The organism is Anseongella ginsenosidimutans (assembly GCF_008033235.1).
Taxonomy (GTDB): domain Bacteria; phylum Bacteroidota; class Bacteroidia; order Sphingobacteriales; family Sphingobacteriaceae; genus Anseongella; species Anseongella ginsenosidimutans.
In genome coordinates this window covers 2,366,943-2,379,430 of the sequence record NZ_CP042432.1, presented here as the reverse complement: position 1 = coordinate 2,379,430, position 12,488 = coordinate 2,366,943, and the positions used below count along the sequence as shown (strand labels likewise).

The following is a 12,488-nucleotide window of genomic DNA, read 5'->3' as shown; positions in this document are numbered from 1 at the left end:
GCCTGATTTTTCGTATCTTTATCCAAAATTAAAGGATAAATGGGTAGATCACAGGAATCGTTCAGTAAAAAAGAAAAAGAAAAGAAACGGTTAAAGAAGAAAAAAGAGAAAGAAGAGAAAAGAGAAGAGCGCCAGGCCAATTCCAAGAAAGGCAAAGGCCTTGACGAAATGATGGCCTACGTGGACGAATACGGAAATATCCTGGATGCCCCGCCCGATCCCAGTCAGAAAGAGACCATCAATAGCGAAGACATTGAGGTCAGCGTCAGCAAGCTGGAAAAAGCAGAAATGAATCCGATCCGGAAGGGCGTGGTTACCTTCTTTAACGATTCAAGAGGTTACGGCTTTATCAGGGACCTTGAAACCCAGGAGAGCATCTTCGTTCATGTGAATGAAACAGACTTCCCCATTAAGGAAAACGACAGGGTAACTTTTGAAATAGCCAAGGGGCCTAAAGGCGCCAACGCAGTATCGGTCAGGCTAACTTAGTAGCCCGGTCTCGTCATTTAACAAGTGTCATAGTGTCGTCCTGAAGCGCTTCAGATACAGCCCCCTGACTGGTGATGCAGCGCCTGAGCAAGTATCTTTATCTCGCCCGAGCGATGTACTTCAAGGAGAAACCGGTCCGTTTGTACTGGCATACAATCCTTTACCATCCGAAGTGCGATCATATAAAAAATATCGTCATTCAGCCGTTTAACCCCGCTGTTCCTGCTATTTCCAGCCTCAAAATAATAGCCGTTGGCGTATACCCATAGCAGCGCGTCGCCTGAATCGTCAACCGGGCCGAGAAAGGAGCTTAATTCATCCAGTCCAACCCAGGTTCTGATTGTATTACCTTGCCTGGTAACCAGGTAATGATCGCAATAACCAGGCAGGCAGCCTTGATGGAAACTATGACGGTATGTTCTTAAAGTATCGAACCGGGTAAAGCAATCCGGAATGGTTTCGTCACATTTAAGCCCCAGGGAGTCCTGTACATGGTACATAGCTTCCCAAGGGCCGTATGACATTCGCAATTCGATATAATCATAGGTTTCCGGCAGTTTGAGATCCCTGAACATCCAGTCCGCTGAGACAGGCTCCATTCCTTCCAGGTTCCAGAGAAAATCTTTTTTACAGGCCGTGACAGCCAGAAAAACCGCCGGTAGACAAATGTAGCGTAGAATTTGCGTCATCAAGCAGGAGTATTGGTTTGATGAACTTAACGAAGTTTCCGGCCGGAACGCTACAGGTGTTCCTACCTCACCGGAATGGGTTTCATTAGGGGCTTGTCCATCACTTCCGGCAGCTTAAATACATTACCCTTTTTATCGCAAAAATACAGCCTGGAAGCTGAGGGTTGCCTTCCATGCCCGTCTGCCCAGAACGCGTAAAAATCCGGATGAACATGTACCGGGCGGCGGGCATAGGTATGATTGAATTCGCTGTCACGGGTAAGCTGCTTCACCTTCTTCCAGCTTTTGCCCTTATTCGCGGACTTCCACAGAACCATTTCTCCGCCTGTATTATATTCCTGCGGGCCAGGTTCAGTAGGAGCTACGACGATCCACTTCCCCTTTTCTGTATAAATGGAGCCCATATCATAGTTATTGCCGGAACTTGTAAAGGGCCTGATCTCCCATTCGTCTCCGGTCCAGCAGGCAGTATACCAGTTCCGCGGACCATCCTCCGGGCCCGGCATAGGCCCTTTGCTGGTCAGGTACAGGATCACCGGGCGTTTTTTTTTATCAAAGTTAAGATCGCAGATGTACACGTTTCTCTTTTCCGAATCATAATTATATACCAGGGCGCTATTGTTCACCTCGGTAAGGGGAAGCTTCACGGGTGAACCGTCCACCGTCTGCCATGTCTTGCCAAAATCCGTTGTCTGGAGATAATACAGGTTCGTTCTGAAGTCGAGGCCGCCCCGCACCTCCCTAGCCGGATGATAGTTAAAGGACGTACCAATCAGCTCTCCCCGGCTGCCGCTCGTCTGATATTGCCCTTCATCCAGCAGGGAGAGGTCTTTCCATGCCGACCATTCCACCCCGTCCTTGCTGGTCATCCAGGCGATCACACGCCCGCCCCTTTTTTCATAATGGGTAAACAAAGCGGCAAACCCGCTTTCATCCGAATAATAGACCTGCAGATAAGAAAAGTTATCCAGCGGAACCTTTTTTCCGTTCACCAGTTTGGTGGCGGCCACTCGTTCAAACTCCGAAATGTCGTAAGGACGGCTGCTGCGATGAATGAATGACGGCCTTCCGGTGCCATGAGAGGTAGAGAAAATCCAAATATAGCCTTCCCGGTCAATTTGCATTACCGGGTTATCATGGGCATCATTGGTGGCTTTATCCAGAACAATCGTGGGACGCGGTACCTTTCCGCTCGCATGGTCGAAATAGGAAACCATATGATACAGGGTTTTCCCGGACTTATCCGTTCCACCGTAACAAAAGAAGGTCTTGTTGACTTCCCCTGCATAAACCGAAAAAGGGTAATGATTCGCCGGGTACGTCCCCAGCCCTCCGCTGTACTTATACCGGTATTTATTAGTAACCGGCCCGCGCTGCCCCGCCCCGCCTATATGGTACCAAATGCCGCGGTACCCGTCATCCTGTTTATTGATCAGCCTTGCATTTCCATATACCTCTGCCTCCGCCCCGGTCCTGGAATCCGGCTCTGTCTGGGAAAACGCTGTGTTTGAAATAAACAGAAAAACACAGACAAAAAAACATCGAAACTCTCTCATAAAAGAACAAGTTCTTCTTTCACAAACAAATTGCATTATTGCTCATGACAGGACAGTATCTAACCTGGACGGTCGTTTATTCCAGCCAGATACAGGGAGTGAAGGCGCCGTTCACGGCCGCGTCCCATACTTCCAGCCGTACCCATTTCCTGTTTTCCAGGTTTACCGGGAATTCGAAGGTCTTTTTGCCAAAGGCTTCGGTATCCTTCAGGCTGATGCGCTCGCGGTAAACTTCTTTTCCGTCGCCGGAAATGATCTCGGCGAAAGCCAGGGGGAACGTCCAGCTTACAGTGGCAGTCAGAGTGGCTTTGCCGTTCACGGCTGCGGTTTCGCCCGGGCCCTTTCCATTAAGTGTCACCGAAGGCAGTAATATTTCCCCGGTGGTTGAAAAGAACTTCCCCTGCTGCATAGCGTCCAGCACAGGCTGCCAGCCATCTTCAAATTCCGGCAATTCTTCCATTTGCAGGTAATTTACGTTCATATGCCCGTAAAGTTCGTATTCCGGTTCCACCTTAAAAAGATCGGCTTCAGCAATCACCTGCTTTTTCTGTCCCCAGTTGGCCATATCGTCCAGCAGGTCCAGCACGCGTGTCCCAAGCCGGTCCTGGGAAAGGTCTGCCGGCATGGCTTTCCAGGCTCCGCCGAGGAAGCGGTCAGAGCGGTAGAAGGCTTCATCCTTATACTTATCCGGGTACCCGGCAGAACCTTTGATCCGCGGGTGGGCCGTCCAGGCCAGGCCCTTTTCTTCTTCGAGCAACCGCATCATGTCTTCCGTATCTCCTATACGGTATATCTTCCCGTAGACAGGATGTTGTTCGGTAAAGGCCTCTCCTTCGTCCCGGGACATTACCCAGTAAACCGGGTTCGGAAAAATATTCATCCAATGGCCCCCAAAGAAATTGTTGGGCTCCTCGCCCGGAAGCAGCAGGAAATTCCCGGAAGAAAGGCGCTCGCATTCGGCGAATAAAAGCTGCAGTTCCGAAAAGCGCTCAATCTCGGGGCCGCGCGGGCTTCCCGGCCCGTGAAATTCACCAAGGTGAACAATATTCACACCCGTATTCCTGAATGCCTTTACAAAGCCGGGGATCTCCGGAAGCGGTTTATGTGTTAATACATCGTCGGTATGCTCCGTGTGAAAATGGCTGGACATGGTATAATAACCCGGGACCGGAAGGTACTTGTCCTCATGGGTAAATTGCTTGACTTCTTCCAGCACTTTCCCGTCCTTTTCCGCGCTCAGCAGGCAAAAAAAGTTCAGGCGCTGCTTTGTATGGGGAGGCGCGTTGAACCAGGGAACCCACCGGCGGTCGCCAAGCAATTCATGCCGTATCCCTATGCCGTATCCGGGGACCAGGTCCCGGTAACCGGTACCAAACCAGGTATGATTAAAGTTGTAACAATTATCCAGGGGATAGAAATACTGGTGCGGCGGCGGGAAAACAGCCAGGCTTCCCTCTTCGCCCTGACCGATAATGGTCCTGTATTTCACGGCCAGGGTTTGGGCCTCTTCCCCGGAAACGGCCCCGCGGTCCTGCAGGTAATCCTGCGGATCGGACCAGAATAATTTTTCCCAGGGCTGCTGTTTGCTTACCAGCCCGGCATCATAGATAATAGCCAGGGAATCCTTTTCGGTTTGCATTACGGCGGCCATATTCACTAAGGGGCTGCCCCTGAATAATGTAATTTCAATAGCTCCCGTAAATGGCCCGGCCTCCGCGCCGCCTACAATAATACGGGTCTGTGCGCCCTCGCTCACTACCTGTACGTCCTCTTTGTCAAGAACCACCGGGTAGGTTTCAAAGGGAGAAGCCGAAGGATTATCGAAGAAGATCGTCCAGCCGAGCTTAGTGTCATTTCGTTCTACATCCAGGTTTCTCTTTCCGACGGTGAGCAAAAATACGGGGTCCATAGCGCTGGCAATTTCATGGCTGTCACCCCCTTCGTTCAGCATGATGCGATGAAATAGCGGGGCTTCCTTCTCCAGGGAAATACTTATACCGCCCGTCCGGTCATTGCCATTGGGGCTTTCACCTGCCATCCAGGTTATATTCAATAATTTGCCGTCCTGGTTAACTTCCACCCCACTCTTTTTTTCCCATCCCGAAAGATTCACGGGTACCTGGGCTTTTACGAGGTTGGCAATCAGCAGGAAAGGGAGTAAAAGATACGTTATTCTCATTGATCCAAAATTTGCGTTAATACATGATTTCATGCAATATAGTTAAATAATAGCGGTTTTTTCTACTTTTGCCCAGCATGAAAAACCAGTACTACGGATTGATCGCAGAAAATCTCTCCATCAGCGAAAAACAACTGCTTAGCGTGGCGCGGCTCCTGGAAGAAGGCGGCACCATTCCTTTTATTGCCCGTTACCGCAAGGAGGCCACCGGAAACCTTGATGAAGTAAAGCTGGCTGCCATCAGGGAGAAGCTGGCTTATTTCCGGGACCTTGAGAAAAGGAAAGAAACAGTCCTGAAAACCATCGACGAGCAGGGAAAACTTAGCCCGGCTTTGAAGGAACAAATAGAAAAATGTACTGATCAGCATCAGCTGGAAGATCTTTACCTTCCCTATAAGCCCAAGCGAAAAACACGTGCTATAGCGGCGCTGGAAAAAGGGCTGGGACCGCTTGCCGATATTATTTACCTGCAGGCAACCGTAAACCTGGATGCTAAGGCCGGGGAATTCCTGGGTGAAACCGTTAAAACTACTGAAGAAGCGCTCCAGGGCGCAAGGGATATCATTGCCGAACGCGTCAGTGAAGATGCCGGGGCAAGGACGGCGATCCGGAACTTGTTCAGCAGGGAAGCCCTTCTTACTTCCGCCGTCATAAAAAGCAAGGCCGAAGAAGCGGCTAAATACCGCGATTACTTTAATTTTTCCGAACCTTTAAAACAATGTCCTTCCCACCGGGTACTGGCCATCCGGCGGGGCGAAAAAGAAGGTTTCCTGAGCATGGACATTGCGGTGGAAGCAGATAAAGCAATTTCACGGCTAAAAAAGATGTTTGTCCGGTCGGCCAATGCCTGTACCCCTCACCTGGAAGCTGCGGTAGAAGACGCCTATAAGCGTTTACTGAAACCTTCCATCGAGACGGAATTCCGCCTGCTGCATAAAAACAAGGCCGATGAAGAAGCTATCGCGGTATTCAGCGAAAACCTCCGCCAGCTGCTGCTGGCAGCTCCACTGGGCCCACGGCGTATCCTGGCCATTGATCCCGGTTATCGCACCGGCTGCAAGGTAGTCCTACTGGATGAACAGGGCAGCCTGTTGGAAAACACCACTGTTTTTCCGCATCCGCCTCAGAACGAGCGGGAACGCACAATAAAGCAATTAAAAGACCTGGTAAGCAGGCACCGGACGGAAGCCATTGCCATCGGGAACGGAACAGCGGGTAAGGAAACCGAAAAGCTCGTCAGAAGCATTGATTTCGGAACAAATCCCCGTATTTTCCTGGTAAACGAAAGCGGAGCTTCTATTTATTCAGCTTCCGAGGCCGCACGGGAGGAATTCCCGGATAAAGACGTAACTGTTCGCGGCGCGGTTTCCATTGGCCGCCGCCTGATGGACCCACTCTCAGAATTGGTAAAGATCGATCCTAAGTCCATTGGCGTTGGGCAATACCAGCATGATGTAAATCAAACCCGCCTGAAAGAAAGCCTGGATACCGTAGTGGAAAGCTGCGTGAACCTGGTGGGAGTGGACCTGAACACGGCCACTAAGCATTTACTTAATTATGTATCAGGGCTTGGCCCGAAACTGGCTGCCAATATTGTCCAATACCGGCAGCAGAAGGGCGCTTTTACTTCAAGGAAAGAATTGCTAAAGGTACCGCTGCTTGGCGACAAAGCCTTTGAACAATGCGCAGGTTTCCTCCGCATCCTGAATGCCGCACACCCGCTTGACGAAAGCGCGGTCCATCCGGAAAGCTACCCGGTAGTGGAAAAGATGGCGGCCGACCTGGGCTGTACAGTCGCAGAACTGATCACGAAAAAAGAACTCAGGAAAAAGATCGAGCTGCGGAAATACCTGAAGGAGGGCGCCGGGGAACTAACCCTGAAAGACATTCTGAAAGAACTGGAAAAACCGGGTCGCGATCCGCGCGAAGAACTGCAGGATTTCAGCTTTGCCGAAGGCATAGACAGCATCGAAGACCTCCGGCCGGGCATGGTACTTCCGGGAGTGGTTACGAACATCACCAAGTTCGGAGCCTTCGTAGATATCGGCATCAAGCAAGACGGCCTCGTCCATATTTCCCACCTGGCCAACCGTTTCATAAAAGACCCCGCCGAAGCAGTAAAGCTGCAGCAAATCGTCCGCGTCAAAGTACTTGAAATAGACCAGGCCCGCAGCCGCGTCCAATTATCAATAAAAGAAGCCTGAAAACCCACACCGAAGGCATGCCCCCCCAGCCGCCAACCTCGAAGGTGAAAAAGGTGAGCCGCCCCCCGCACAGCCGCCACACCGAAGGTGAAGCGGCAAGCTAATGCGGCAAGCCAACACCGAAGGTGAGCCCCCCCCCGCACAGCCGCCAACACCGAAGGTGAGGCTCCCCCGCGCAGCCGCCAACACCGGAGGTGAGGCTCCCCCGCGCAGCCGCCAACACCGGAGGTGAGGCTGGTATTTTTGTTCCTGGCAATGCGGGCAATGTTGAAGCATAGCAGCGCTATGTGAAACATTGTCCAAAGCAGTCCAGGGGCAAAAATACCAGCCTCACCTTGAGAGCCAGCCGCCGTCTACCGGAATAATAGCCCCATGCACATAAGCCGATGCTTCCGAAGCCAGGAACACCGCAGGGCCTTTGAAGTCCTCCGGATTGCCCCAGCGGCCGGCGGGGATGCGCTCCAGGATAGAACGGCTGCGGTCAGCGTCTGCCCGCAGAGCCGCCGTATTGTCGGTAGCGATGTAACCCGGCGCGATGGCATTTACGTTCACGCCTTTCGATGCCCATTCATTGGCGAAGGCCTTGGTAAGTTGGCCGACAGCACCTTTGCTGGCTGCGTAACCGGGCACATTGATCCCTCCCTGAAAGGTGAGCAGCGAGGCTGTGAAAATAACTTTACCGCTTCCGCGTTCGAGCATGCCCTTCCCTATTTCCCGGGTAAGAACAAACTGGGCTGTTTGATTGATCGCTATCACTTCGTCCCAGTATTCATCGGGATGCTCCGCAGCCGGCTTCCGCAAAATGGTACCGGCATTGTTAACCAAAATATCGATCCGGGGATGATCATTCTTTACCTGTTCGACAAAAGCATACAGGGCGTCACGCTTAGCAAAATCGCACTGGTAAGCATAGAAATTCCGGCCCGCAGCTTGCACGGCCTTTTCCACTTCGCTTCCTTCCGGTTCCAGAGAAGCGGATACCCCGATTATGTCGGCGCCTGCTTCCGCCAGTGCTTCCGCCATTCCCTTCCCGATGCCGCGCTTACAGCCGGTAACAAGGGCCACCTTTCCGTCCAGGCTAAAGGATGTTATACTATTCATATTTACTATTTTCCTGATAGTCCTCCAGGTAGGCAAACCAATCTTCCGCGCTGCTAATGTCTCCTGCTTTGTTCCAGGCCGCGCCGGTATAATAGACCAGGGGCGCTCCCGGCTTTATATTCACGATGCCGAGCAGGTGTTCTCCCTGAATGCTGATATCCTTAACAGGAGCATCGATCACTACTCCCACTCCGGTAATTCCATCTTCCCCATGCTGCGGCTCCCAATAACCCATAATACCCGCTTCCTTATCCATCAAATGCACTCCAGGTTCCTGCCGCTGCACGATTCCAATGGCTACCGGTAATTCACTTGCTTCTGCGGTCTCAAACAACACTTCTACGCGGTTAAGCTGGGAACCTGCATCAAGGGAAATAAGCTTGGAAACGGTTACCGGGATACCGGCGGCATTCCATTGTTCATAGTCAAGGCGGAACGTGGACCGTAGGGGCCCGTTGTCAAGTACCTGGTGTTTGCGGTAATGTTTCGGGAACCAGAGAGAATCATTCAGATAAGGGACAATATCGCCGGCGCCCAGGGTCATGCCCACGCTGTAATAGTCCAGCCCTTCCCCATGATCGGCATGATAATCGCCGGTCTTATACCATTTATCTATTACCAGTTCAGGTGTTCGTTTTACCCATACATCAATACCATGCGCATCCCCGGAAGTACCTTCCAGCGCCTTTCCGTACATCCGGAAAGCAACTTTATCATTCTCCCAGGTAAAATCATCCATCCTCTCGGGAACGTAACGGGCAAAAGTTTTTGAAGCAAAGGGCGCCGGAGTTCCTTTTCGGAGTTCCAGTTCCAGGGCTTCTTTCTCCGGCAGGTCCACCTGTACCAGTAAATTAAGCGGCTCTTCCTGTCCCCGATACTCCACCTGGTAAGGCACCTCCTTCCCGGAGACGGCTTCCACCACTCTGAATTCCCTCACGCCTTCCAGCTTTGATGCAATCTCCCCGTAAGGGATCTCCATGACTTTCCCGGTTCTTTTTTCGCCGGGGTTTTGCAAGCTTACGGTAGTCAGCACGCCCGTGTCCGGTCCCGAACAGGTCCAGAGGCCCGCCGCGAGAACACCGCCGAAAATAATATGAATGCGTTTCATGAATGCTTATCTTAAATCATTAATGGCACATTTGTCCATATCGTCATAATCCAGGTTCTCCCCGGCCATTCCCCAGATGAATGAGTAATTACTGGTACCCGCGCCCGCATGCACCGACCAGGGCGGTGAGATCACCGCCTGTTGATTCTGCATCCAGATATGCCGGGTTTCCTGTGGCTGTCCCATAAAATGACAAACCGACTGCCCTTCAGGAACCTCGAAATAGAAATACACCTCCATCCGCCGGTCATGCGTATGGGCAGGCATTGTATTCCAGACGCTTCCCGGTTTAAGCTCGGTCATTCCCATTTGAAGCTGGCAGGTTTCCACCTTGCTGTTGACCAGGAGCTTGTTAATGGTCCGGTGGTTAGCCGTTTCGAGCGAGCCCAGGATCACCACTTCCGCGTCCGCCTGGCTCACTTTCTTCATGGGAAATTCTTTATGCGCGGGAGCGGAATTCAAATAAAACCTGGCAGGCGCTGCAGGATCATTACTGCTGAAAATCACTTCCCGCTTTCCTCTTCCAATATATAGCGCTTCTTTAAATCCCAGTTCCACCGTTTCCCCGTCCACTTGTACTTTCCCCGCACCACCTACGTTAATGATGCCCAGCTCTCTCCTTTCAAGAAAATATCCGGCTTTTAGCTGGTCCAGCGGCTCCAGCTTTAAAGCGCTTTTAACCGGATGTATCCCGCCCGCCATATAGCGGTCGTAATGGGAACAGGTCCAGCGGGTAGCGTCCGGTTCAAATAACACCTCAATCAGGAAGTTTTCCCTCAGACGGGCTGTATCCATTTCCTTTACCTCATGTGGGCTGCACGCGTAACGCGTCTCGTCTTTTACCATTATCTTCAGATAAGTTTATTTTTCCAGGAACCATTTTTTGTACCGCATCAGCGCTTCTATATAATAATAATCGGCGTAAGAAAGCGGCACGTCTACTTCGGAATTGCCGGGCAGGTGCCCTACGCTATGAAGAAGGATAAACCCTCCGTTCTCCCCAACCGGCGCCTTATATTTCTCACCGGAAAGACTGCGGATCATCTTCTCCGCCGCTGCCAGGTACTCCCGGTCACCGGTAATATGATTTAATTCAAGCAATGCCGAAGCCATGATAGCGCCGGCAGAAGCATCCCGGTATGTATCGGGTATGCCTGGTGCATCAAAATCCCAGTACGGGATACCGTCTTCCGGGAGGTTGGGATGCTTCAGCATAAAAGCCGCGATCTTTTTTGCCTGGTCCAGGTAAGGCTTTTTTTCCGTTTCCCGGTACATCATGGTATAACCGTACAATCCCCAGGCCTGCCCGCGGGCCCAGGCCGACTCATCGGCAGCGCCCTGATGGGTTTGTTTTCCCCGCACCTCGCCGGTTTCGGGGTCATAATCCACCACATGCCAGGAGCTGTTATCCGGGCGGAAATGATTTTCGATCGTCGTATTTGCATGGTTCAGCGCGATATCCAGGTATTCCGGGTTCCCGCTCTCACGGCTTGCCCAGGAAAGGAATTCCAGGTTCATCATATTGTCAATGATCACGGGAAATTTCCATTTATCACCGTTATGATCCCAGGATTTGATGCAGCCAACCTCGGGATCAAACCGGGAAGACAGAGAACCTGCCCCGGTAAGCAGTACCTTTTTATAGGCTGTATCGCCGGTGAGCCGCAACGCATTGCCAAAGCTGCAATAAAGCATAAAACCCAGGTCATGCGTTCCCCGGTTATTCTTTTCCTTTTCAATAATGGCTAGCTTTTTCTTCGCTTCCTCCAGCAGGCTTTCGTCTTTGGAAAACTCATAAAGCAGCAGCAGCGTGCCGGGATAGAAACCTGAAGTCCAGGAACCGCTGCCGCTGGTCACCAACTCATCCTGCGCGGCCGTATAGCTTTTAGGCAGCCGGTCATCCGGAAGGCCTTCCATCATCACTTTGTATTGTGCAATGGCGGATTGGAGGTTTTCATCAACAAATTGAGCATCCAGGCCTGTTTTCCCGGCCTGTTTTACGCGGCATGCGCTCAACAGCGTTCCAGCCAGGATAAGCAAAAGAAGGGGATAAAAGACTGATCGATTCATATTGTTTGGTTTAATTATGTTCAGGTGGTCATTCTTTTTATCAATGCAACCGGCGTCACCAATGCTTCCGGCTTTTCCATTATTTTTTTTGAACGATTATCCAGCAGCTTGTTCAACGCAGCCACTAACTGCCTGGCCACCTCACCGGGGAATTGGTCAACAGTCGTGATAGCCGGAGTTACGCTTGCCGCCCTTGGATCGTTGGAGTAACCGATCAGCTTCAGGTCTCCGGGGATACGAATCTTATTTTCCCGTGCAAATTCCAGGACAGCCAGCGCCGAGGTATCATTGGCCGTAAACAAGCCGTCCGGGTAAGGTTTTGAGGAAAACAATTTATCCAGGGTGGCCAGGGCATTCTCATGGGTAAGTTCATGGAAGAATACCTGGTCTTTTTTAAGCGCCAGTTTATGGGCTTTGAGGGCTGCCTTAAAACCGGCATAACGCCCCTTGTAAAGACAGCAGCCCAGCAGCCCGAAAATAGCCGCAATATTCTTACAACCCGCCTCAGCGAGGTGTTCTCCGGCCAGGTAGCCCCCGCGATACTCATCGCCTTTCACCATTTGAGCAGGATAGAAATCTACGGGTACCCTGTCATAGAATACCAGCGGGATTCCCTTTTGAACAAAAACGTCAAAATGGGAATAATCAGTAGTATAAAGCGTGGAAGCGACCAGCACGCCGTCCACCCGGGAAGAGTACAGGGCGGATGCCAGATCCACCTCCAACTCCCGGGAGTCATTTGACTGGCAGATGATCAGGTTATATCCCTGCCGGTGAAGCAGGTTCTGGACAATCGTTATTACTTCAGCATGAAAAAACATGGAAATACGAGGAACGATCATTCCTATCGTATAGGTCCTGTTGTTGCGCAGGCCGGAAGCCAGTTTATTCCGTCGATAACCCATTTCCAGGGCTTTTTCCCTTACCCTTTCCTTCGTCCGGTGGCTGATCTTTGGATGATCGTTAAGGGCGCGGGAAACCGTTGCTGGAGAAATACGAAGTTCTCTTGCTATATCGACAATGGTGCTTTCCAGCTTATCGTTGCTCTTCATTCTTTTGTCTCCGCCGGTAATAGACGGAACGGCAAAATAG

10 protein-coding genes are annotated in these 12,488 nt (G+C 51.4%); 2 read left to right on the top strand and 8 right to left on the bottom strand.

Translation table 11 applies throughout. The annotated features are described in order from the left end of the window. Positions 1-39 precede the first annotated feature (39 nt). Positions 40-489, top strand: coding sequence for a cold-shock protein (locus FRZ59_RS09840; RefSeq protein WP_132129538.1), 450 nt, complete (start codon positions 40-42; stop codon positions 487-489). A gap of 50 nt (positions 490-539) precedes the next feature. Here FRZ59_RS09840 and FRZ59_RS09835 read toward each other — a convergent pair whose 3' ends face one another. From FRZ59_RS09835 to FRZ59_RS09825, 3 genes are all read right to left on the bottom strand, one after another. Next, positions 540-1,178, bottom strand: a complete 639-nt coding sequence (locus FRZ59_RS09835; protein WP_132129537.1) for a hypothetical protein — start codon at positions 1,176-1,178, stop codon at positions 540-542. A 62-nt stretch (positions 1,179-1,240) separates the two neighbouring features. After that, positions 1,241-2,734 (bottom strand): BNR-4 repeat-containing protein, encoded by a 1,494-nt coding sequence (locus FRZ59_RS09830; protein ID WP_132129536.1) that lies wholly within the window; start codon positions 2,732-2,734, stop codon positions 1,241-1,243. Between the two features lie 76 nt (positions 2,735-2,810). Beyond that, complete coding sequence (locus FRZ59_RS09825; protein ID WP_165922846.1) at positions 2,811-4,913, bottom strand: CehA/McbA family metallohydrolase domain-containing protein; 2,103 nt, start codon at positions 4,911-4,913, stop codon at positions 2,811-2,813. A 77-nt stretch (positions 4,914-4,990) separates the two neighbouring features. Here FRZ59_RS09825 and FRZ59_RS09820 point away from each other — a divergent pair, with 77 nt between their 5' ends. Continuing rightward, a complete protein-coding gene (locus tag FRZ59_RS09820; RefSeq protein WP_132129535.1) occupies positions 4,991-7,117 on the top strand; it encodes a Tex family protein in 2,127 nt (708 codons plus the stop codon). A gap of 330 nt (positions 7,118-7,447) precedes the next feature. Here FRZ59_RS09820 and kduD read toward each other — a convergent pair whose 3' ends face one another. From kduD to FRZ59_RS09795, 5 genes are read right to left on the bottom strand one after another with little or no spacing between them, the layout of a single operon-like run. Further along, positions 7,448-8,218 carry a 2-dehydro-3-deoxy-D-gluconate 5-dehydrogenase KduD gene (kduD, locus tag FRZ59_RS09815; RefSeq protein ID WP_132129534.1) on the bottom strand — a complete coding sequence of 257 codons (771 nt, stop codon included), beginning with the start codon at positions 8,216-8,218 and terminating at the stop codon, positions 7,448-7,450. Next, positions 8,211-9,326 (bottom strand): BT3233 family polysaccharide utilization protein, encoded by a 1,116-nt coding sequence (locus tag FRZ59_RS09810; RefSeq protein WP_132129533.1) that lies wholly within the window; start codon positions 9,324-9,326, stop codon positions 8,211-8,213. Before FRZ59_RS09810 ends, kduD begins: the two co-directional genes overlap by 8 nt. Positions 9,327-9,332: 6 nt before the next feature. Continuing rightward, a complete protein-coding gene (kduI, locus tag FRZ59_RS09805; RefSeq protein WP_132129532.1) occupies positions 9,333-10,172 on the bottom strand; it encodes a 5-dehydro-4-deoxy-D-glucuronate isomerase in 840 nt (279 codons plus the stop codon). A gap of 15 nt (positions 10,173-10,187) precedes the next feature. Next, on the bottom strand, positions 10,188-11,396 hold the full coding sequence (locus FRZ59_RS09800; RefSeq protein ID WP_132129531.1) for a glycoside hydrolase family 88 protein: 1,209 nt from the start codon (positions 11,394-11,396) through the stop codon (positions 10,188-10,190). A gap of 20 nt (positions 11,397-11,416) precedes the next feature. Next, positions 11,417-12,448 carry a LacI family DNA-binding transcriptional regulator gene (locus tag FRZ59_RS09795; RefSeq protein WP_132129530.1) on the bottom strand — a complete coding sequence of 344 codons (1,032 nt, stop codon included), beginning with the start codon at positions 12,446-12,448 and terminating at the stop codon, positions 11,417-11,419. Positions 12,449-12,488 lie beyond the last annotated feature (40 nt).

Coding starts and splice junctions, on each gene's coding strand:
- FRZ59_RS09810 (WP_132129533.1), bottom strand. CDS start 9,326: ATGAAACGCATTCATATTATTTTCGGCGGTGTTCTCGCGGCGGGCCTC.
- kduD (WP_132129534.1), bottom strand. CDS start 8,218: ATGAATAGTATAACATCCTTTAGCCTGGACGGAAAGGTGGCCCTTGTT.
- FRZ59_RS09840 (WP_132129538.1), top strand. CDS start 40: ATGGGTAGATCACAGGAATCGTTCAGTAAAAAAGAAAAAGAAAAGAAA.
- FRZ59_RS09835 (WP_132129537.1), bottom strand. CDS start 1,178: ATGACGCAAATTCTACGCTACATTTGTCTACCGGCGGTTTTTCTGGCT.
- FRZ59_RS09820 (WP_132129535.1), top strand. CDS start 4,991: ATGAAAAACCAGTACTACGGATTGATCGCAGAAAATCTCTCCATCAGC.
- FRZ59_RS09800 (WP_132129531.1), bottom strand. CDS start 11,396: ATGAATCGATCAGTCTTTTATCCCCTTCTTTTGCTTATCCTGGCTGGA.
- FRZ59_RS09825 (WP_165922846.1), bottom strand. CDS start 4,913: ATGAGAATAACGTATCTTTTACTCCCTTTCCTGCTGATTGCCAACCTC.
- kduI (WP_132129532.1), bottom strand. CDS start 10,172: ATGGTAAAAGACGAGACGCGTTACGCGTGCAGCCCACATGAGGTAAAG.
- FRZ59_RS09830 (WP_132129536.1), bottom strand. CDS start 2,734: ATGAGAGAGTTTCGATGTTTTTTTGTCTGTGTTTTTCTGTTTATTTCA.
- FRZ59_RS09795 (WP_132129530.1), bottom strand. CDS start 12,448: ATGAAGAGCAACGATAAGCTGGAAAGCACCATTGTCGATATAGCAAGA.